The sequence below is a fragment of the Streptococcus mitis genome (assembly GCF_000960005.1).
Taxonomy (GTDB): domain Bacteria; phylum Bacillota; class Bacilli; order Lactobacillales; family Streptococcaceae; genus Streptococcus; species Streptococcus mitis_CK.
Window position 1 is genome coordinate 1 of record NZ_JYGP01000003.1, and the last position, 19,070, is coordinate 19,070.

The 19,070-nt window shown below is 41.7% G+C and carries 18 protein-coding genes and 9 tRNA genes; 26 read left to right on the plus strand and 1 reads right to left on the minus strand.

Annotated features, from left to right (window positions below; genetic code table 11):
- Positions 1-80: 80 nt before the first annotated feature.
- From TZ90_RS08635 to TZ90_RS08675, 9 genes are all read left to right on the plus strand, one after another.
- A tRNA-Val gene (locus TZ90_RS08635) sits at positions 81-153 on the plus strand.
- 2 nt (positions 154-155) lie between these two features.
- A tRNA-Asp gene (locus tag TZ90_RS08640) sits at positions 156-228 on the plus strand.
- A gap of 23 nt (positions 229-251) precedes the next feature.
- Positions 252-324 (plus strand) — tRNA-Lys (locus TZ90_RS08645).
- Positions 325-329: 5 nt separating this feature from the next.
- Positions 330-411, plus strand: a tRNA-Leu gene (locus TZ90_RS08650).
- Positions 412-429: 18 nt separating this feature from the next.
- Positions 430-502: transfer RNA gene (locus TZ90_RS08655), tRNA-Thr, on the plus strand.
- A gap of 22 nt (positions 503-524) precedes the next feature.
- A tRNA-Gly gene (locus TZ90_RS08660) sits at positions 525-596 on the plus strand.
- Positions 597-603: 7 nt separating this feature from the next.
- Positions 604-689: transfer RNA gene (locus TZ90_RS08665), tRNA-Leu, on the plus strand.
- A gap of 11 nt (positions 690-700) precedes the next feature.
- A tRNA-Arg gene (locus TZ90_RS08670) sits at positions 701-774 on the plus strand.
- Positions 775-789: 15 nt separating this feature from the next.
- Positions 790-863: transfer RNA gene (locus tag TZ90_RS08675), tRNA-Pro, on the plus strand.
- A 299-nt stretch (positions 864-1,162) separates the two neighbouring features.
- Here the strand turns inward: TZ90_RS08675 and TZ90_RS10620 are convergent.
- Complete coding sequence (locus tag TZ90_RS10620; protein ID WP_260467300.1) at positions 1,163-1,288, minus strand: hypothetical protein; 126 nt, start codon at positions 1,286-1,288, stop codon at positions 1,163-1,165.
- Positions 1,289-1,365: 77 nt separating this feature from the next.
- Here TZ90_RS10620 and TZ90_RS08680 point away from each other — a divergent pair, with 77 nt between their 5' ends.
- The 17 genes from TZ90_RS08680 to TZ90_RS08765 all read left to right on the plus strand — a co-directional run bounded on the left by TZ90_RS08680 (position 1,366) and on the right by TZ90_RS08765 (position 18,951).
- Complete coding sequence (locus TZ90_RS08680; protein WP_012972435.1) at positions 1,366-1,557, plus strand: hypothetical protein; 192 nt, start codon at positions 1,366-1,368, stop codon at positions 1,555-1,557.
- Complete coding sequence (locus tag TZ90_RS08685; RefSeq protein ID WP_045612718.1) at positions 1,554-1,748, plus strand: hypothetical protein; 195 nt, start codon at positions 1,554-1,556, stop codon at positions 1,746-1,748. Before TZ90_RS08680 ends, TZ90_RS08685 begins: the two co-directional genes overlap by 4 nt.
- The gene (locus TZ90_RS08690) at positions 1,735-2,619 is read left to right on the plus strand and encodes an ABC transporter ATP-binding protein (protein ID WP_045612719.1); all 885 of its coding nucleotides are present in this window, start codon (positions 1,735-1,737) and stop codon (positions 2,617-2,619) included. The genes TZ90_RS08685 and TZ90_RS08690 overlap by 14 nt, the downstream gene beginning before the upstream one ends.
- A gap of 1 nt (position 2,620) precedes the next feature.
- A complete protein-coding gene (locus TZ90_RS08695; protein WP_045612720.1) occupies positions 2,621-3,358 on the plus strand; it encodes an ABC transporter permease in 738 nt (245 codons plus the stop codon).
- Complete coding sequence (locus tag TZ90_RS08700) at positions 3,358-4,455, plus strand: sensor histidine kinase (RefSeq protein WP_045612721.1); 1,098 nt, start codon at positions 3,358-3,360, stop codon at positions 4,453-4,455. The genes TZ90_RS08695 and TZ90_RS08700 overlap by 1 nt, the downstream gene beginning before the upstream one ends.
- Position 4,456: 1 nt before the next feature.
- A complete protein-coding gene (locus TZ90_RS08705; protein WP_045612722.1) occupies positions 4,457-5,056 on the plus strand; it encodes a response regulator transcription factor in 600 nt (199 codons plus the stop codon).
- 314 nt (positions 5,057-5,370) lie between these two features.
- Complete coding sequence (gene rpsL / locus TZ90_RS08710; protein WP_001142332.1) at positions 5,371-5,784, plus strand: 30S ribosomal protein S12; 414 nt, start codon at positions 5,371-5,373, stop codon at positions 5,782-5,784.
- A gap of 19 nt (positions 5,785-5,803) precedes the next feature.
- On the plus strand, positions 5,804-6,274 hold the full coding sequence (gene rpsG, locus TZ90_RS08715) for a 30S ribosomal protein S7 (RefSeq protein ID WP_000087873.1): 471 nt from the start codon (positions 5,804-5,806) through the stop codon (positions 6,272-6,274).
- A gap of 282 nt (positions 6,275-6,556) precedes the next feature.
- Positions 6,557-8,638, plus strand: a complete 2,082-nt coding sequence (fusA, locus tag TZ90_RS08720; RefSeq protein ID WP_045612723.1) for an elongation factor G — start codon at positions 6,557-6,559, stop codon at positions 8,636-8,638.
- A 103-nt stretch (positions 8,639-8,741) separates the two neighbouring features.
- Positions 8,742-13,133 carry a PolC-type DNA polymerase III gene (locus TZ90_RS08725; protein WP_045612724.1) on the plus strand — a complete coding sequence of 1,464 codons (4,392 nt, stop codon included), beginning with the start codon at positions 8,742-8,744 and terminating at the stop codon, positions 13,131-13,133.
- A gap of 18 nt (positions 13,134-13,151) precedes the next feature.
- A complete protein-coding gene (locus TZ90_RS08730; protein WP_000776626.1) occupies positions 13,152-13,304 on the plus strand; it encodes a hypothetical protein in 153 nt (50 codons plus the stop codon).
- A gap of 20 nt (positions 13,305-13,324) precedes the next feature.
- The gene (locus tag TZ90_RS08735; RefSeq protein WP_045612725.1) at positions 13,325-14,566 is read left to right on the plus strand and encodes an aminopeptidase; all 1,242 of its coding nucleotides are present in this window, start codon (positions 13,325-13,327) and stop codon (positions 14,564-14,566) included.
- Between the two features lie 9 nt (positions 14,567-14,575).
- Positions 14,576-14,806: a GlsB/YeaQ/YmgE family stress response membrane protein gene (locus TZ90_RS08740; RefSeq protein WP_000901572.1), complete on the plus strand. Its 231-nt coding sequence runs from the start codon at positions 14,576-14,578 to the stop codon at positions 14,804-14,806.
- A 223-nt stretch (positions 14,807-15,029) separates the two neighbouring features.
- Entirely contained in the window at positions 15,030-15,752 is a 723-nt protein-coding gene (locus TZ90_RS08745) for a pseudouridine synthase (RefSeq protein WP_045612726.1), read from the plus strand.
- 111 nt (positions 15,753-15,863) lie between these two features.
- Positions 15,864-17,198 (plus strand): aminopeptidase C, encoded by a 1,335-nt coding sequence (pepC, locus tag TZ90_RS08755; RefSeq protein WP_045612728.1) that lies wholly within the window; start codon positions 15,864-15,866, stop codon positions 17,196-17,198.
- A 183-nt stretch (positions 17,199-17,381) separates the two neighbouring features.
- Complete coding sequence (locus tag TZ90_RS08760; RefSeq protein ID WP_045612729.1) at positions 17,382-18,152, plus strand: DeoR/GlpR family DNA-binding transcription regulator; 771 nt, start codon at positions 17,382-17,384, stop codon at positions 18,150-18,152.
- On the plus strand, positions 18,142-18,951 hold the full coding sequence (locus TZ90_RS08765; RefSeq protein WP_001022272.1) for a Cof-type HAD-IIB family hydrolase: 810 nt from the start codon (positions 18,142-18,144) through the stop codon (positions 18,949-18,951). Before TZ90_RS08760 ends, TZ90_RS08765 begins: the two co-directional genes overlap by 11 nt.
- Positions 18,952-19,070 lie beyond the last annotated feature (119 nt).

The following is a 19,070-nucleotide window of genomic DNA, read 5'->3' on the forward strand; positions in this document are numbered from 1 at the left end:
CGAACACAGAAGTTAAGCCCTAGAACGCCGGAAGTAGTTGGGGGTTGCCCCCTGTGAGATATGGAAGTCGCTTAGCTCTAGGGAGTTTAGCTCAGCTGGGAGAGCATCTGCCTTACAAGCAGAGGGTCAGCGGTTCGATCCCGTTAACTCCCATAGGTCCCGTAGTGTAGCGGTTATCACGTCGCCCTGTCACGGCGAAGATCGCGGGTTCGATTCCCGTCGGGACCGTTAGAATAACGTAAGTTATTTTAGACTCGTTAGCTCAGTTGGTAGAGCAATTGACTTTTAATCAATGGGTCACTGGTTCGAGCCCAGTACGGGTCATATATGCGGGTTTGGCGGAATTGGCAGACGCACCAGATTTAGGATCTGGCGCTTAACGGCGTGGGGGTTCAAGTCCCTTAACCCGCATTAAGATATAATAAATGAGCCGGCTTAGCTCAGTTGGTAGAGCATCTGATTTGTAATCAGAGGGTCGCGTGTTCAAGTCATGTAGCCGGCATTTTTAGATAGAAGAAAACAGTGCGAACGTAGTTCAGTGGTAGAACACCACCTTGCCAAGGTGGGGGTCGCGGGTTCGAATCCCGTCGTTCGCTTAGAGAGGCCGGGGTGGCGGAACTGGCAGACGCACAGGACTTAAAATCCTGCGATTGGTAACGATCGTACCGGTTCGATTCCGGTCCTCGGCATAATATAATGAGCACCCTTAGCTCAACTGGATAGAGTACCTGACTACGAATCAGGCGGTTAGAGGTTCGACTCCTCTAGGGTGCATTTTTCTATTTAACTCGGGAAGTAGCTCAGCTTGGTAGAGTACTTGGTTTGGGACCAAGGTGTCGCAGGTTCGAATCCTGTCTTCCCGATTCATTACAGAGATACGTAAGCGTATCTTTTTTGTTTAACTAGATATTATATACATTAAGAGAGAATCAGTTTGCTTCTCTCTTTTTTGAATTTCAGTAATTCATTTTGATCGCGTATACTTTTTTGTTTCCTGTCTTGTTTAATAAATACTGTAGTTAATTATACACATTGAAATTTAATAGATTTTATAACTCTTATTAATTCTTAATAAAGTAATAGAAGAGTTTTTGTTGAACCTATAATATATGTTTCAATGTTATAAAAATTGCTGCTATTACGAGTTTAGATAAGTATTAGTTTACATTATAGTGTGAATGGGGTTTGATATTTCTTTTGAGGAGGCTGCCTTAGATTTTTCTACTTGTGTTTTATTGTATAGTGTATCTTGTTTGTTTTGAACAGAATTTTTAATGACATTTGTCATATCTCCTCATGACAGAAGCTTCTAGTGATTCTACCTTCAAAGAATTATACTAGATGTATCAAGTGGAGGAAGAAAAAATGAAACATAAAGTAATTGTCGCAATGAGTTTAGTAGCAGCAGGAGTCATGACTTATCTCATGTTCTCAGGATTGGATGAAGATTTCTATCATTTTCCTTGGGAGCTATTTGCAGGATTTGGAATGATGTCCTGGCTTATCCGAGAAGGTTTGAAATTAGTCTCAGATGTGAAAAAGGAGTTTGAAAAATGAAAAAAGCGTTTCTCTATCTTTTTATTGGACTATCACTAGTGGTATGGTTGGTAGAAATGTTTACAGGTTGGTTTGATCAAGCCTTCCTTCACCAAGCCATTCGCGGTGCCTGGGGACTGGGATTTATGATTTTTATCGCCTTTCCTATGGGAAAGGAGTGGTTGAAAGGAGAATATCATGAACATGATTAAGGTAGAAAGCCTAAATAAAAACATCAAGGGCAAGGCTATTTTGAAGGATATTTCCTTTGAGATAGCTGAAGGTGAATGCGTCGCCTTGATTGGGCCCAATGGTGCTGGGAAGACCACACTCTTGGACTGTTTGCTTGGAGATAAACGGGTCACAAGCGATCAAGTATCCATCCAAGGCTTGCCAGTGACGAGTTCTCAGTTAGACTACACAAGATCCTATCTCCCTCAAGAAAATGTCATCGTTCAGAAATTAAAGGTCAAAGAGTTGATTGCTTTCTTTCAAAGTATTTATCCAAATCCCTTGAGCAACCAGGAAATCGATCAACTATTGCAGTTTGACCAGCATCAGAAAGAGCAATTCGCAGAAAAATTGTCAGGCGGGCAAAAGCGTCTCTTCTCTTTTGTCTTGACCTTGATTGGGCGACCAAAGCTTGTCTTTTTAGATGAACCAACTGCTGCCATGGATACTTCAACTCGTCAACGCTTTTGGGAAATTGTTCAGGAACTAAAAGCTAAGGGAGTTACCATTCTCTATTCCTCCCATTATATCGAAGAGGTAGAGCATACAGCGGACCGGATTTTGGTCTTGAATAAGGGAGAGTTGATTCGTGATACGACGCCTCTAGCCATGCGTAGTGAGGGAATTGAAAAGCATTTTATCCTTCCTCTAGCATACAAGGAAGTCATTGAGCAGTCTAACTTGGTTGAAAACTGGTCACAAAAACAAGATGCTCTACAAGTAGTCACACGCGAAGCGGACGCTTTCTGGGAACTATTAGTTCAGGCAGGATGTAGGATTCAAGAAATTGAAGTCAATAATCGTAGCTTGCTGGATACAATCTTTGAAGAAACACAAAAGGGAGATGACTAAGATGAAACGATGGATCGCACTAAACAAGATAGAATTTCTATTGACCAAACGACAATTAGTCTATTATCTGTTATCCGTAGGGATGCCGACAGCCTTCTATTTATTTTTTTCTGGCATGTACCAGGACACACCAGGTGGGCCCGCGAATTTTATGCGTGATTACCTCATCTCCATGACAGCCTTTTCCATGATGTCGACAGCTATGTTTTCATTCCCAGCTGTTTTACATACCGATAAAATCAACAATTGGCAGAAAACATTACGCCATACTCCAGTAAATATGGTAGAATATTATCTATCAAAGATAACAAGTATGATGGTTGATTATTTGGTCTCAATCCTGGTTGTTTTCTCAGTTGGGCACTTGGTCAGAGGTGTGGATATGTCTCTAGGAAGCTGGATTGGGGCTGCACTTTTGCTGATAGTAGGAAGTGTTGCCTTTGTAGCGCTTGGATTGACCTTGACACTCTTACCTTCTAGTCAGCTGATGTCTGTCGTGGGCAATCTTCTCTATCTAGGCTTGGCTGTTTTAGGCGGACTCTGGATGCCCATCTCTTTATTTCCAGACTGGATGCAAGCAATCGGGAAGTGTCTACCAACTTATCAGTTGATGGAGTTGCTCAAGACCTTCTTAAACGAGGGTGGCATCAATTTATCAGCCACAGTTTATCTACTTGTTTTTTCAGCAGTTTTGTTTGGTTTGACCATTTACCTTCAAGGTCATAAGGAGAATTCTTAATGCTTGAAAGACTGAAAAGCATACATTATATGTTTTGGGCCAGTTTGATTTTTATGATTTTCCCCATCCTACCTGTAGTGACTGGATGGCTTTCTGCCTGGCATTTATTGATTGATATTCTATTTGTAGTGGCGTATTTGGGTGTTTTAACAACTAAGAGCCAGCGCCTATCTTGGCTATATTGGGGCCTCATGCTGACTTATGTAGTTGGGAATACTGCCTTTGTTGCTGTTAATTATATCTGGTTTTTCTTTTTCCTATCCAATCTCTTAAGTTATCATTTCAGCGTAGGTGGTCTAAAGTCTTTACATGTCTGGACTTTTCTTCTTGCTCAAGTCCTTGTTGTGGGCCAATTGTTGATTTTTCAGAGAATCGAAGTTGAGTTTCTATTCTATCTATTTGTAATTCTTGCTTTTGTCGATTTAATGACTTTTGGCTTGGTTCGGATTCGAATTGTGGAGGATTTGAAAGAAGCACAGGCTAAGCAAAATGCCCAGATAAATCTATTGCTTGCTGAAAATGAACGCAGTCGTATCGGTCAAGATTTGCATGATAGTCTGGGGCATACCTTTGCTATGCTTAGTGTTAAAACTGATCTAGCCTTGCAGTTATTTCAAATACAGGCTTATCCACAGGTGGAAAAGGAATTAAGAGAAATACAGCAAATTAGCAAAGAATCAATGCGTGAAGTGCGAACCATTGTAGAAAATCTTAAGTCTAGAACTTTGACATCCGAACTAGAGACTGTGAAAAAGATGTTAGAAATTGCTGGAATTGAGGTGGAAATAGCTAATCAACTAGATACAGCTAGCTTAACTCAGGAATTGGAGTCAACGGCTTCCATGATTTTGCTTGAGTTGGTGACCAATATCATCAAACATGCTAAAGCGTCTAAAGTCTACTTAAGATTAGAACGGACAGAGAAAGAACTCATTCTAACAGTGAGAGATGATGGCTGTGGCTTTACTTCTATAAAGGGGGATGACCTCCATACAGTTCGAGATCGTGTTCTTCCATTTTCGGGAGAAGTAAAGGTAATTAGTTGGAAAGAACCGACAGAAGTTCAGGTTCGACTACCTTATAAGGAGAGAAACTAAGATGAAACTACTTGTTGCAGAAGATCAAAGTATGTTACGAGATGCAATGTGCCAGTTGCTCACGCTTCAACCGGATGTAGAGTTTGTCTTTCAAGCCAAGAATGGGCAAGAAGCAATCCAACTATTAGAAAAGGAGTCTGTAGATATCGCCATCCTTGACGTAGAAATGCCTGTTAAGACAGGTCTTGAAGTCTTGGAGTGGATACGAGCAGAAAATCTAGCAACAAAGGTGGTTGTGGTGACGACCTTCAAGCGTCCTGGGTATTTTGAACGTGCGGTCAAGGCTGGAGTAGATGCTTATGTATTAAAAGAAAGAAACATTGCAGAGCTAATGCAAACCTTGCACACCGTCCTCGAAGGGCGCAAGGAGTATTCGCCTGAATTGATGGAAGTGGTGATGACGCATCCCAATCCATTAACGGAGCAAGAAATCGCAGTTTTAAAGGGAATTGCTCAGGGCTTCTCTAACCAAGAAATTGCAGACAAACTTTATCTATCCAACGGAACAGTCCGAAACTATGTCACCAATATTCTTTCCAAGCTAGATGCAGGCAATCGAACAGAGGCAGCTAATATCGCGAAAGAATCTGGTTGGTTGTGATGATATAATATTTTTTTGAACATTATGTGTTAAAATTGATGGAATTGAATGGAACAATACTAACTTTAGGAGGGTGGGATTCCTCCTTTTTCTTTTTTGGGGGAGCACTACAAAAGAGCTAAAATTAACAATAAAAAAGAAAAATATCTTGACAACCAATGGAAAATTTTGTTACAATAATAGACGGTACTTTTTACTTTTGGTCTCTCAAGAGTGTACAGGGACGTGCTGACAAATGTTGCAAAAGTACACACAGATGATAGCTGTCACCAAGTGTATCATCACCAAAAATAAAAAAACACAGGAGAATGTAGATGCCTACAATTAACCAATTGGTTCGCAAACCGCGTAAATCAAAAGTAGAAAAATCTAAATCACCAGCTTTGAACGTTGGTTACAACAGTCATAAAAAAGTTCAAACAAACGTTTCTTCACCACAAAAACGTGGTGTTGCAACTCGTGTTGGAACAATGACACCTAAAAAACCTAACTCAGCCCTTCGTAAATTCGCTCGTGTACGTTTGAGCAACCTTATCGAAGTTACTGCCTACATCCCAGGTATCGGACACAACTTGCAAGAACACAGCGTGGTTCTTCTTCGTGGTGGACGTGTAAAAGACCTTCCAGGGGTACGTTACCATATCGTCCGTGGTGCACTTGATACTGCAGGTGTTAACGATCGTAAACAAGGCCGTTCTAAATACGGTACTAAACGTCCAAAAGCATAAGGAAAGGGGATAAAGAGAAATGAGTCGTAAAAATAGAGCGCCAAAACGTGACGTATTGCCAGATCCGCTTTACAATTCACAACTAGTTACTCGTCTTATCAACCGCGTTATGCTTGATGGTAAACGTGGTACAGCTGCTTCAATCGTTTACGGTGCCTTTGAGCAAATCAAAGAAGCTACTGGTAACGATGCACTTGAAGTATTTGAAACAGCTATGGAAAACATCATGCCTGTACTTGAAGTACGTGCACGTCGTGTTGGTGGTTCTAACTACCAAGTCCCAGTTGAAGTTCGTCCAGAACGTCGTACAACACTTGGACTTCGTTGGTTGGTAACAATTGCTCGTCTTCGTGGTGAACACACAATGCAAGACCGTCTTGCAAAAGAAATCTTGGATGCTGCTAACAACACTGGTGCAGCTGTTAAGAAACGTGAAGACACTCACCGTATGGCTGAAGCTAACCGTGCATTCGCACACTTCCGTTGGTAATATAGGATGCGAAAGCGTTAAGAAAGTCCCAGAGAAAATAGGGAATCAAAGCAGGTTGCGATTGCAACCAATGAGATTCATCTTTTTCTCCAGACTTTTAGCTTGGGCTCAACTCAACTAACTTGGGCTTTTAGCCCGAGTTCGATTCAATTTGTAAATTTACAAGTTGAAACCAACAATAGCATGAAAACATTGAGAACGGGTAGGTCCTGCCTATCCGTTTTTATTAAAATCATGTTATAATAGAATAGAAATCAAAAATAAATAGGAGAAACAAACCTCATGGCACGCGAATTTTCACTTGAAAAAACTCGTAATATCGGTATCATGGCTCACGTCGATGCTGGTAAAACAACAACTACTGAGCGTATTCTTTACTACACTGGTAAAATCCACAAAATCGGTGAAACTCACGAAGGTGCGTCACAAATGGACTGGATGGAGCAAGAGCAAGAACGTGGTATCACTATCACATCTGCTGCGACAACAGCTCAATGGAACAACCACCGCGTAAACATCATCGACACACCAGGACACGTGGACTTCACAATCGAAGTACAACGTTCTCTTCGTGTATTGGACGGTGCGGTTACTGTTCTTGACTCACAATCAGGTGTTGAGCCTCAAACTGAAACAGTTTGGCGTCAAGCAACTGAGTACGGAGTTCCACGTATCGTATTTGCCAACAAAATGGACAAAATCGGTGCTGACTTCCTTTACTCTGTAAGCACACTTCACGATCGTCTTCAAGCAAATGCACACCCAATCCAATTGCCAATCGGTTCTGAAGATGACTTCCGTGGTATCATCGACTTGATCAAGATGAAAGCTGAAATCTATACGAACGACCTTGGTACAGATATCCTTGAAGAAGACATCCCAGCTGAATACCTTGACCAAGCTCAAGAATACCGTGAAAAATTGATCGAAGCAGTTGCTGAAACTGACGAAGAATTGATGATGAAATACCTCGAAGGTGAAGAAATCACTAACGAAGAATTGAAAGCTGGTATTCGTAAAGCGACTATCAACGTTGAATTCTTCCCAGTATTGTGTGGTTCTGCCTTCAAGAATAAAGGTGTTCAATTGATGCTTGATGCGGTTATTGACTACCTTCCAAGCCCACTTGACATTCCAGCGATCAAAGGTGTTAACCCAGATACAGACGCAGAAGAAACTCGTCCAGCATCTGATGAAGAGCCATTTGCAGCTCTTGCCTTCAAGATCATGACAGACCCATTCGTAGGTCGTTTGACATTCTTCCGTGTTTACTCAGGTGTTCTTCAATCAGGTTCATACGTATTGAACACTTCTAAAGGTAAACGTGAGCGTATCGGACGTATCCTTCAAATGCACGCCAACAGCCGTCAAGAAATCGACACTGTTTACTCAGGTGATATCGCTGCTGCCGTTGGTTTGAAAGATACTACAACTGGTGACTCATTGACAGATGAAAAAGCTAAAATCATTCTTGAGTCAATCAACGTTCCAGAACCAGTTATCCAATTGATGGTTGAGCCAAAATCTAAAGCTGACCAAGACAAGATGGGTATTGCCCTTCAAAAATTGGCTGAAGAAGATCCAACATTCCGCGTTGAAACAAACGTTGAAACTGGTGAAACAGTTATCTCAGGTATGGGTGAGCTTCACCTTGACGTCCTTGTTGACCGTATGCGTCGTGAGTTTAAAGTTGAAGCGAACGTAGGTGCTCCTCAAGTATCTTACCGTGAAACATTCCGCGCTTCTACTCAAGCACGTGGATTCTTCAAACGTCAGTCTGGTGGTAAAGGTCAATTCGGTGATGTATGGATTGAATTTACTCCAAACGAAGAAGGTAAAGGATTCGAATTCGAAAACGCAATCGTTGGTGGTGTGGTTCCTCGTGAATTTATCCCAGCGGTTGAAAAAGGTTTGGTAGAATCTATGGCCAACGGTGTTCTTGCAGGTTACCCAATGGTTGACGTTAAAGCTAAACTTTACGATGGTTCATACCACGATGTCGACTCATCTGAAACTGCCTTCAAGATCGCGGCTTCACTTGCCCTTAAAGAAGCTGCTAAATCAGCGCAACCAGCTATCCTTGAGCCAATGATGCTCGTAACAATCACTGTTCCAGAAGAAAACCTTGGTGATGTTATGGGTCACGTAACTGCTCGTCGTGGACGTGTAGATGGTATGGAAGCACATGGTAACAGCCAAATCGTCCGTGCTTACGTTCCACTTGCTGAAATGTTCGGTTACGCAACAGTTCTTCGTTCTGCATCTCAAGGACGTGGTACATTCATGATGGTATTTGACCACTACGAAGATGTACCTAAGTCAGTACAAGAAGAAATCATTAAGAAAAATAAAGGTGAAGACTAATCTGTTCTCACTCTAGAAGGAAGTCACTTAGTGGCTTCCTTTTGTCTTTAGAAAATACCTCTAAATATGGTAAAATAGTAGGAGAATAATGTGAGGAAAATGAATGTCAAATAGTTTTGAAATTTTGATGAATCAATTGGGGATACCTGCTGAAATGAGACAGGCTCCTGCTTTAGCACAGGCCGATATTGAGCGAGTTGTGGTTCATAAAATTAGTAAGGTATGGGAGTTTCATTTCGTATTTTCTAATATTTTACCGATTGAAATCTTTTTAGAATTAAAGAAAGGTTTAAGCGAAGAATTTTCTAAGACAGGCAATAAAGCTGTTTTCGAAATCAAGGCTCTGTCTCAAGAATTTTCAAATCAACTCTTGCAGGCCTATTATAGAGAGGCTTTTTCTGACGGGCCGTGTGCTAGTCAAGGTTTTAAGTCCCTTTATCAAAATTTGCAAGTTCGTGCGGAGGGTAATCAACTATTTATTGAGGGCTCTGAGGCTATTGATAAGGAACATTTTAAGAAAAATCACCTTCCTAATTTGGCTAAACAACTTGAAAAATTTGGTTTTCCAACTTTTAACTGTCAAGTCGAGAAGAATGATGTCCTGACCCAAGAGCAAGAGGAAGCCTTTCATGCTGAAAATGAGCAGATTGTTCAAGCGGCCAATGAGGAAGCGCTCCGTGCTATGGAACAACTGGAACAGATGGTACCTCCTCCAGCGGAAGAGAAACCAGCCTTTGATTTTCAAGCGAAAAAAGCTGCAGCTAAACCAAAGTTGGACAAGGCGGAGATTACTCCTATGATCGAAGTGACGACGGAGGAAAATCGTTTGGTCTTTGAAGGGGTTGTTTTTGATGTGGAGCAAAAAGTGACCAGAACAGGGCGTGTTTTGATCAACTTTAAAATGACGGACTACACTTCAAGTTTTTCTATGCAAAAGTGGGTTAAGAATGAAGAAGAGGCTCAGAAATTTGATCTAATCAAGAAAAATTCTTGGCTCCGAGTTCGTGGGAATGTGGAGATGAATAGCTTCACACGCGATTTGACGATGAACGTGCAAGACGTGCAGGAAGTTGTTCACTATGAGCGTAAGGATTTGATGCCAGAAGGTGAGCGTCGGGTTGAGTTTCACGCTCATACTAACATGTCGACCATGGATGCTCTACCAGAGGTTGAAGAAATCGTTGCGACAGCTGCTAAGTGGGGACACAAAGCAGTTGCTATCACCGACCACGGGAATGTTCAATCCTTCCCACACGGTTATAAGGCGGCTAAGAAAGCGGGGATCCAGCTGATCTATGGTATGGAAGCCAATATCGTGGAGGACCGTGTTCCTATCGTTTATAACGAAGTGGAGATGGACTTGTCAGAAGCGACCTATGTGGTATTTGACGTGGAAACGACGGGTCTATCAGCTATCTACAATGACTTGATTCAGGTTGCGGCCTCTAAGATGTATAAGGGGAATGTCATTGCTGAATTTGATGAATTTATCAATCCCGGGCATCCTTTGTCGGCCTTTACCACGGAGTTGACTGGAATTACAGATGACCATGTCAAAAATGCCAAACCACTGGAACAAGTTTTGCAAGAATTCCAAGAATTTTGCAAGGATACGGTCCTAGTTGCCCATAATGCGACCTTTGACGTTGGCTTTATGAATGCCAATTATGAGCGTCATGGTTTGCCTAAGATTAGTAAACCAGTGATTGATACGCTGGAGTTTGCTAGAAACCTCTATCCTGAGTACAAACGTCATGGTTTGGGGCCTTTGACCAAGCGTTTTGGTGTGGCCTTAGAACATCACCACATGGCCAACTACGATGCGGAAGCGACTGGTCGTCTGCTCTTTATCTTTATCAAAGAGGTAGCAGAAAAACATGGTGTGACCGATTTAGCTAGACTTAACATTGATTTGATTAGTCCAGATTCTTATAAAAAAGCTCGTATCAAGCATGCGACCATTTATGTCAAGAATCAAGTAGGACTAAAAAATATCTTTAAGCTGGTTTCCTTGTCTAATACCAAGTACTTTGAAGGGGTGCCACGGATTCCGAGAACGGTTCTAGATGCCCATAGGGAAGGTTTGATTTTAGGATCAGCTTGCTCTGAAGGTGAAGTTTTTGACGCAGTTGTTTCCCAAGGTGTAGATGCGGCGGTTGAGGTGGCCAAGTATTATGACTTTATCGAGGTTATGCCACCTGCCATCTATGCGCCACTGATTGCTAAGGAGCAGGTCAAGGATATGGAAGAACTCCAGACCATTATCAAGAGTTTGATAGAGGTGGGAGACCGTCTTGGTAAGCCTGTTCTGACTACCGGAAATGTTCACTATATCGAACCGGAAGAAGAGATTTATCGTGAAATTATCGTCCGTAGTTTGGGACAGGGGGCTATGATTAACCGAACTATTGGTCACGGTGAACATGCCCAACCAGCTCCTCTGCCAAAAGCCCATTTTAGAACGACCAATGAGATGTTGGATGAATTTGCCTTCTTGGGAGAGGAACTGGCACGTAAATTGGTTATTGAAAATCCCAATGCTTTGGCAGATATCTTTGAACCTGTTGAGGTTGTTAAGGGGGACTTGTATACGCCTTTCATCGACAAGGCTGAAGAAACAGTTGCCGAGTTGACCTATAAGAAGGCCTTTGAGATTTATGGAAATCCGCTGCCAGATATCGTTGATTTGCGGATTGAAAAAGAACTAACCTCTATTCTGGGGAATGGATTTGCTGTGATTTATCTGGCTTCCCAGATGCTGGTACAACGTTCCAATGAACGGGGCTACTTGGTTGGTTCTCGTGGGTCTGTTGGGTCCAGTTTCGTTGCGACCATGATTGGGATTACGGAGGTCAATCCTCTCTCTCCTCACTATGTCTGTGGTCAGTGTCAGTATAGTGAGTTTATCACCGATGGTTCTTATGGTTCAGGATTTGATATGCCTAATAAGGACTGTCCTAAATGTTGTCACAAACTAAGTAAAAACGGACAGGATATTCCTTTCGAGACCTTCCTTGGTTTTGATGGGGACAAGGTTCCCGATATTGACTTGAACTTCTCGGGAGAAGACCAGCCTAGCGCCCACTTGGATGTGCGTGATATCTTTGGTGAGGAATATGCCTTCCGTGCAGGAACGGTTGGTACGGTGGCTGCCAAGACTGCCTATGGCTTTGTCAAAGGCTATGAGCGGGACTATGGGAAGTTTTATCGTGATGCAGAGGTGGAACGCCTAGCTCAAGGTGCTGCTGGTGTCAAGCGGACAACAGGACAACACCCGGGGGGAATCGTTGTTATTCCTAACTACATGGATGTCTACGATTTTACGCCTGTCCAGTATCCAGCGGATGACGTGACGGCTGAATGGCAGACGACCCACTTTAACTTCCACGATATCGATGAGAATGTCCTCAAACTTGATGTGCTGGGACATGATGATCCGACCATGATTCGGAAATTGCAGGACTTGTCTGGGATTGACCCTAATGAAATTCCTATGGATGACGAAGGCGTAATGGCCCTCTTTTCTGGGACTGATGTGCTAGGAGTGACACCTGAGCAAATCGGAACGCCTACGGGCATGCTGGGAATTCCAGAGTTTGGGACCAACTTTGTACGTGGAATGGTGGACGAGACGCACCCAACGACTTTTGCAGAATTGCTTCAGTTGTCAGGGTTGTCTCACGGTACCGACGTTTGGCTTGGCAATGCTCAAGATCTGATTAAGCAAGGAATAGCAGACCTATCGACTGTTATCGGTTGTCGGGACGACATCATGGTTTACCTCATGCATGCTGGTCTTGAACCTAAGATGGCCTTTACCATCATGGAACGGGTACGTAAGGGCTTGTGGCTAAAGATTTCCGAAGAGGAGCGAAATGGCTACATCGAAGCCATGAAGGCCAATAAGGTACCAGAGTGGTATATAGAGTCCTGCGGGAAAATTAAGTACATGTTCCCTAAAGCCCATGCGGCAGCCTACGTTATGATGGCCTTGCGTGTGGCCTACTTCAAGGTTCACCATCCTATTTATTATTACTGTGCTTACTTCTCAATCCGCGCTAAGGCTTTTGATATCAAGACTATGGGTGCAGGCTTGGAGGCTATCAAGCGCAGAATGGAAGAAATCTCTGAAAAACGGAAGAACAATGAGGCCTCTAATGTGGAGATTGACCTCTATACAACTCTTGAAATTGTCAATGAAATGTGGGAACGTGGTTTCAAGTTTGGGAAGTTAGACCTCTACCGTAGTGATGCGACTGAATTCATCATTGACGGAGATACACTGATTCCACCATTTGTTGCTATGGATGGTCTGGGAGAGAACGTTGCTAAGCAGTTGGTGCGAGCGCGTGAAGAGGGAGAATTCCTCTCTAAAACAGAACTACGCAAGCGTGGTGGGCTCTCATCAACCTTGGTTGAAAAGATAGATGAAATGGGGATTCTGGGCAATATGCCAGAGGATAACCAACTCAGTTTGTTTGATGAGTTGTTTTAAGGTCTTGGAGGAAAAAAGATGAAACTAAGAATTTTTGCGGAAGATAAGCCGGCTGAGAAGGTATTTGAATATCAATTGGAACTTGCTGACCAGACAATCCTTCTATCAACAGCACTCTTGTCAGGTGCTATTGCTTTAGCAGGATTATTCTCTGCTTTGAAAGAAAAATAAAATAGAAAAGAGAAAACAACATGGTTTTACCAAATTTTAAAGAAAATCTAGAAAAATATGCGAAATTACTGGTTGCGAACGGAATCAACGTGCAGGCTGGTCACACTTTGGCTCTTTCTATTGATGTGGAGCAACGCGAGTTGGCTCACTTAATCGTCAAAGAAGCTTATGCTTTGGGTGCACATGAGGTGATCGTTCAGTGGACAGATGATATCATCAACCGTGAGAAATTCCTCCACGCACCGATGGAGCGTCTGGATAATGTACCAGAATACAAGATTGCTGAGATGAACTATCTCTTGGAGAACAAGGCTAGCCGTCTTGGAGTTCGTTCATCTGATCCAGGTGCCTTGAACGGAGTGAATGCTGACAAGCTTTCAGCTTCTGCTAAAGCTATGGGACTTGCCATGAAGCCAATGCGTATCGCAACTCAATCTAACAAGGTTAGCTGGACTGTAGCAGCCGCTGCTGGACTTGAGTGGGCTAAGAAAGTCTTTCCAAATGCTGCTAGCGATGAAGAAGCAGTCGATCTCCTTTGGGACCAAATCTTTAAAACTTGCCGTGTCTACGAAGAAGATCCTGTTAAGGCCTGGGAAGAGCATGCAGCTATCCTCAAGAGCAAGGCCGATATGCTTAATAAAGAGCAATTTTCAGCCCTTCACTACACAGCGCCAGGGACAGATTTGACCCTTGGATTGCCGAAGAACCACGTTTGGGAATCAGCTGGTGCTATCAATGCACAGGGCGAAGGATTCTTGCCAAATATGCCGACAGAGGAAGTCTTCACAGCGCCTGACTTCCATCGTGCAGATGGTTATGTCACTTCTACAAAACCGCTTAGCTATAATGGAAATATCATCGAAGGAATTAAAGTAAGCTTCAAGGATGGACAAATTGTGGATATCACTGCTGAGAAGGGTGATCAGGTTATGAAGGATCTTGTCTTTGAAAATGCGGGTGCGCGTGCCTTGGGTGAATGTGCCTTGGTACCAGATCCAAGCCCAATTTCTCAGTCAGGCATTACCTTCTTTAACACCCTTTTCGATGAGAATGCTTCAAACCACTTGGCTATTGGTGCAGCCTATGCAACTAGCGTTGTTGGTGGAGCGGAGATGAGCGAAGAGGAGCTTGAAGCTGCGGGGCTTAACCGTTCAGATGTTCACGTAGACTTTATGATTGGTTCTAACCAAATGGATATCGATGGTATCCGTGAGGATGGGACACGTGTACCACTCTTCCGTAACGGAGATTGGGCAAAGTAAGGAGATAATATGTTAGGAAGTATGTTCGTTGGTCTCCTAGTGGGATTTTTAGCAGGTACTCTAACCAATCGTGGAGAGCGAATGGGATGTTTTGGAAAAATGTTTCTGGGCTGGATTGGTGCCTTTATAGGCCATTTGCTTTTTGGAACTTGGGGACCGATAATAGCAGGAACTGCCATTATTCCGGCAGTACTAGGTTCCATGATTGTCTTAGCGATTTTCTGGAGACGAGGAAGTTAATTTCTTAAATCTGATACTCAATGAAAATCAAAGAGCAAACTAGGAAACTAACCGCAGATTGCTCAAATCACTGTTTTGAGGTTGTAGATAGAACTGACGAAGTCAGTAACATATATACGGCAAGACGACGTTGACGCGGTTTGAAGAGATTTTTGAAGAGTATGAAACGAAAAGGAGATTGGTCATTGTACCAGCCTCCTTTTGAGTATGATATAATAGTTCTATGAGATTAGATAAATTTTTAGTTGCCTGTGCTGTGGGGAGCCGGACTGAGGTCAAAAACTTGCTCAAGGCTGGGCGCGTGACGGTAAATGGTAAAAAAGAAAAGTCGGCTAAATTGCAGATTGATGAAGAAAGAGATGAGATTCACTTTGATGGGCAAGTACTGGAGTATGAAGAGTTTGTCTATTACATGATGAACAAGCCCCAAGGGGTTATTTCAGCGACTGAGGATCCCAAACACAGAACCGTTCTGGACTTGTTGGATGACTTGGCTCGGAGCAAGGAAGTGTTCCCAGTCGGGCGCTTGGATATTGATACACATGGTCTTCTACTCTTGACCAATGATGGCCAGCTTGCCCATGCTCTTCTTTCGCCCAAGCGTCATGTGGACAAGACTTATCAGGCACAAGTCAAGGGAATCATGACCCAAGAAGATGTGGAGACATTTGCCAAGGGAATTCCTCTTAAGGATTTTACCTGTCAGCCCGCTAAACTGGAGCTTGTGTCCATAGATACAGAAAAAAATCAAAGCCAAATCCGTGTGACCATTGCAGAAGGGAAGTTTCATCAGGTCAAGCGTATGGTGGGCTACTGTGGTAAGGAAGTAGTAGACTTGCAACGTTTGACTATGGGAACGCTAGTATTGGATGAGAACTTAGAACGAGGGGAATGGCGTCGCTTGACCAAGGGGGAATTAGAAATTCTCCTTGCAAGTATGGCTTAGTTTGGTTTATATTCGAAAAAGGTGAGGAAGAATATCCTTGCCTTTTATGTTTTTCAGTTGCTTACTTTGTGAAAAGAGTTATAATAGACTGTAGAATAAAAGGAGGAATCTATGAACGCGATTCAAGAATCATTTACTGATAAATTATTTGCCAACTACGAAGCAAATGTAAAATACCAAGCGATTGAAAATGCTGCCAGCCACAACGGAATTTTTGCAGCCCTAGAACGTCGCCAAAGCCATGTGGACAATACACCTGTTTTCTCATTGGATTTGACCAAGGACAAGGTAACTAACCAGAAAGCATCTGGTCGTTGTTGGATGTTCGCAGCCCTCAACACCTTCCGTCACAAACTCATCTCTCAATACAAACTGGAAAATTTTGAGTTATCACAGGCCCACACCTTCTTCTGGGACAAGTATGAGAAATCAAACTGGTTCTTGGAGCAAGTGATTGCGACTGCAGACCAAGACTTGACGAGCCGTAAGGTTAAATTCCTACTTCAAACTCCCCAACAAGATGGCGGTCAATGGGATATGGTGGTATCTCTCTTTGAGAAATACGGTGTCGTGCCCAAGTCAGTTTATCCTGAGTCTGTTTCATCTAGTAGCAGTCGTGAGCTAAATGCCATTCTCAACAAATTGCTTCGTCAAGATGCTCAAATTTTGCGTGACTTGCTTACTTCTGGTGTGGACCAAGCGACTGTTCAAGCTAAGAAAGAAGACCTCTTGCAAGAAATTTTTAACTTCCTTGCTATGTCATTGGGTCTTCCGCCACGTAAATTTGACTTTGCTTATCGCGATAAGGATAACAACTACCAAAGCGAAAAGGGCATTACACCACAAGAGTTTTACAAGAAATATGTCAATCTTCCCCTAGAAGACTATGTTTCTGTTATCAATGCTCCAACTGCTGACAAGCCTTACGGCCAATCTTACACAGTTGAGATGTTAGGAAATGTGGTTGGTAGCCGTGCAGTTCGCTACATCAATGTTCCTATGGAGCGCTTGAAAGAATTGGCGATTGCCCAAATGCAAGCAGGCGAGACTGTTTGGTTTGGTTCTGATGTTGGTCAGCTCAGTAACCGTAAAGCTGGAATCCTTGCGACAGATGTTTATGACTTTGAATCAAGCATGGACATTAAACTTACTCAAGACAAGGCTGGACGTTTGGATTACAGCGAAAGCTTGATGACTCACGCCATGGTCTTGACGGGTGTGGATTTGGACGAAAATGGCAAGTCAACCAAGTGGAAGGTTGAAAACTCTTGGGGAGATAAGGTCGGTACAGATGGTTACTTTGTTGCCTCAGACGCTTGGATGGACGAATACACTTACCAAATCGTTGTCCGTAAAGAATTGCTGACAGCAGAAGAACAAGCTGCCTATGAAGCAGAACCAATCGTACTTGCACCTTGGGATCCAATGGGAGCCTTGGCAGAATAAAAGCATAGAAAAAAGGAATCAGGCTTAGAACCTGGTTCCTTTTATGTTGCTTGATTACTACATGATACCGAAGAAAGATATCATCTTGTTCAAATTATAAAGTACTAAAGTGCTTAAAAACACTTAAAATCATTGACAAACACTTACGCAAGGAGTAGAATATATATAAGAGGAGGTTGTGTTATGTATCAAGAACAAAGACTTGAGCAAATTCTGAAACTTTTAGATGAAAAAGGGAGTTTAAGTGCAAAGGAAATGGTAAAACATTTCAATGTATCAAAAGATACGATTAGAAGAGATTTTGCAATTTTAGCAAGAGAAAAACGAGCGCAACGAACACACGGTGGATTACTACCTATTAATAGACAGCCTATTCTTGGTTTTCAAGGTAGAACAGAACAATTTCCTGAATCAAAGCAGAAAATGGCATTGCTTGCTAATGAACTAATTTCCAACGGAGATTTTCTATTTTTAGATGTTTCAACAACTATGCTAGTTTTATCTAAACAAGTTGACAAAAAAGTCACTGTATTTAGCCATTCATTAGATAATGCTCTTATACTAGGAGGAAAAGAGAAAATTGAGTTTCATATACTTGGCGGAAAGTTTCATCAAAAAAATCGTTTCTATTATTCTCTAGAGGAAACAAAAGCTTTAGAAAAGATACATCTAGATCTAGCGTTTTTTGGAGCTGCTAGCATAGAAAATGGATTAGTTTGTTATGAGGATCAAGAAGATGTTTTAGTTAAAAAAAGAGCTTTTAAATCTAGCCAAATTCGTATCTTACTAGCTGAGTCTAGTAAAAAAAATCGGCACTCTCATTTTGTTCTTGGTAAATTAACAGACTTTGATTATTGGATTACTGATAAAAAACCAGACATGGAATTAGAGAAACAGTTAGAGGGAAATACTATTATTTTATACCCGAAGGGAGGATGTAATAATGAACATTAAACTAATTATAAGCGATATTGATGGTACAATTTTGGATAGTAAACACCAAGTAGACACGAAATTAATTGAACTCATGCCTGCTTTAAAGGAACAAAGAATTCCTTTTATACTTTCTTCTGCACGATCACCTCTTGGTATGGCTTCGATAGTTCAAGCATTGGGTATACATAATGAACCAATAGCTTGCTATAATGGAGCACTTATTACAAAAGGAGATAAAATTTTAAGCCAGCATTCCATTAATCAAAAAGAATTCATAAGCATATATGAATTTATTATAAGAGAGTTTCCAACAGTGTCTATCAATATTTATTCTGGAAAAGATTGGATTGTAGAGTCTTTTAATAAATGGGTAAAAAATGAAGCAAGAATTACTGGTGAGACTCCTATAGTAACTAATGTATCAGATTTTATCAAAAAAGAAGATACTATTATCCATAAATTATTACTAATAGATGAATCTAAAACTATTCAGAAAGTTCAAAAAATATTGTCTGAAATGAATTTTGTTGAAACAGACTTTTATTTATCAAAAGATAATTATCTTGAAGTAACTAATAAATGCGTATCTAAGAAACAAGCTTTGTTGGAGTTGGTAGAATACTACGGTCTTACTTTAGAGCAGGTTATGACAATTGGTGATAATTTTAATGATCTTCCTATGATTGAAACTGCTGGTCTTGGTGTTGCTATGGGGAATGCACCTTTACAAGTTAAATCGAATTCAAATATCATCACATCAAGTAACGATGAACACGGTGTAAGTCAAGTTATAAAACAGGTCGTTTTTACAAATTAGAATTAAGTTGGATTTAAAATGTAATACCTTTTAGAAGAAAATGCTTTTTGAAAGGATGTCTAAAAAAGAATTGTTATGAAACATGATCTAACAGAGTAAATTATGAACATTTTTAGCAG

Coding starts and splice junctions, on each gene's coding strand:
- TZ90_RS10620 (WP_260467300.1), bottom strand. CDS start 1,288: ATGACAAATGTCATTAAAAATTCTGTTCAAAACAAACAAGATACACTA.
- TZ90_RS08680 (WP_012972435.1), top strand. CDS start 1,366: ATGAAACATAAAGTAATTGTCGCAATGAGTTTAGTAGCAGCAGGAGTC.
- TZ90_RS08685 (WP_045612718.1), top strand. CDS start 1,554: ATGAAAAAAGCGTTTCTCTATCTTTTTATTGGACTATCACTAGTGGTA.
- TZ90_RS08690 (WP_045612719.1), top strand. CDS start 1,735: ATGAACATGATTAAGGTAGAAAGCCTAAATAAAAACATCAAGGGCAAG.
- TZ90_RS08695 (WP_045612720.1), top strand. CDS start 2,621: ATGAAACGATGGATCGCACTAAACAAGATAGAATTTCTATTGACCAAA.
- TZ90_RS08700 (WP_045612721.1), top strand. CDS start 3,358: ATGCTTGAAAGACTGAAAAGCATACATTATATGTTTTGGGCCAGTTTG.
- TZ90_RS08705 (WP_045612722.1), top strand. CDS start 4,457: ATGAAACTACTTGTTGCAGAAGATCAAAGTATGTTACGAGATGCAATG.
- rpsL (WP_001142332.1), top strand. CDS start 5,371: ATGCCTACAATTAACCAATTGGTTCGCAAACCGCGTAAATCAAAAGTA.
- rpsG (WP_000087873.1), top strand. CDS start 5,804: ATGAGTCGTAAAAATAGAGCGCCAAAACGTGACGTATTGCCAGATCCG.
- fusA (WP_045612723.1), top strand. CDS start 6,557: ATGGCACGCGAATTTTCACTTGAAAAAACTCGTAATATCGGTATCATG.
- TZ90_RS08725 (WP_045612724.1), top strand. CDS start 8,742: ATGTCAAATAGTTTTGAAATTTTGATGAATCAATTGGGGATACCTGCT.
- TZ90_RS08730 (WP_000776626.1), top strand. CDS start 13,152: ATGAAACTAAGAATTTTTGCGGAAGATAAGCCGGCTGAGAAGGTATTT.
- TZ90_RS08735 (WP_045612725.1), top strand. CDS start 13,325: ATGGTTTTACCAAATTTTAAAGAAAATCTAGAAAAATATGCGAAATTA.
- TZ90_RS08740 (WP_000901572.1), top strand. CDS start 14,576: ATGTTAGGAAGTATGTTCGTTGGTCTCCTAGTGGGATTTTTAGCAGGT.
- TZ90_RS08745 (WP_045612726.1), top strand. CDS start 15,030: ATGAGATTAGATAAATTTTTAGTTGCCTGTGCTGTGGGGAGCCGGACT.
- pepC (WP_045612728.1), top strand. CDS start 15,864: ATGAACGCGATTCAAGAATCATTTACTGATAAATTATTTGCCAACTAC.
- TZ90_RS08760 (WP_045612729.1), top strand. CDS start 17,382: ATGTATCAAGAACAAAGACTTGAGCAAATTCTGAAACTTTTAGATGAA.
- TZ90_RS08765 (WP_001022272.1), top strand. CDS start 18,142: ATGAACATTAAACTAATTATAAGCGATATTGATGGTACAATTTTGGAT.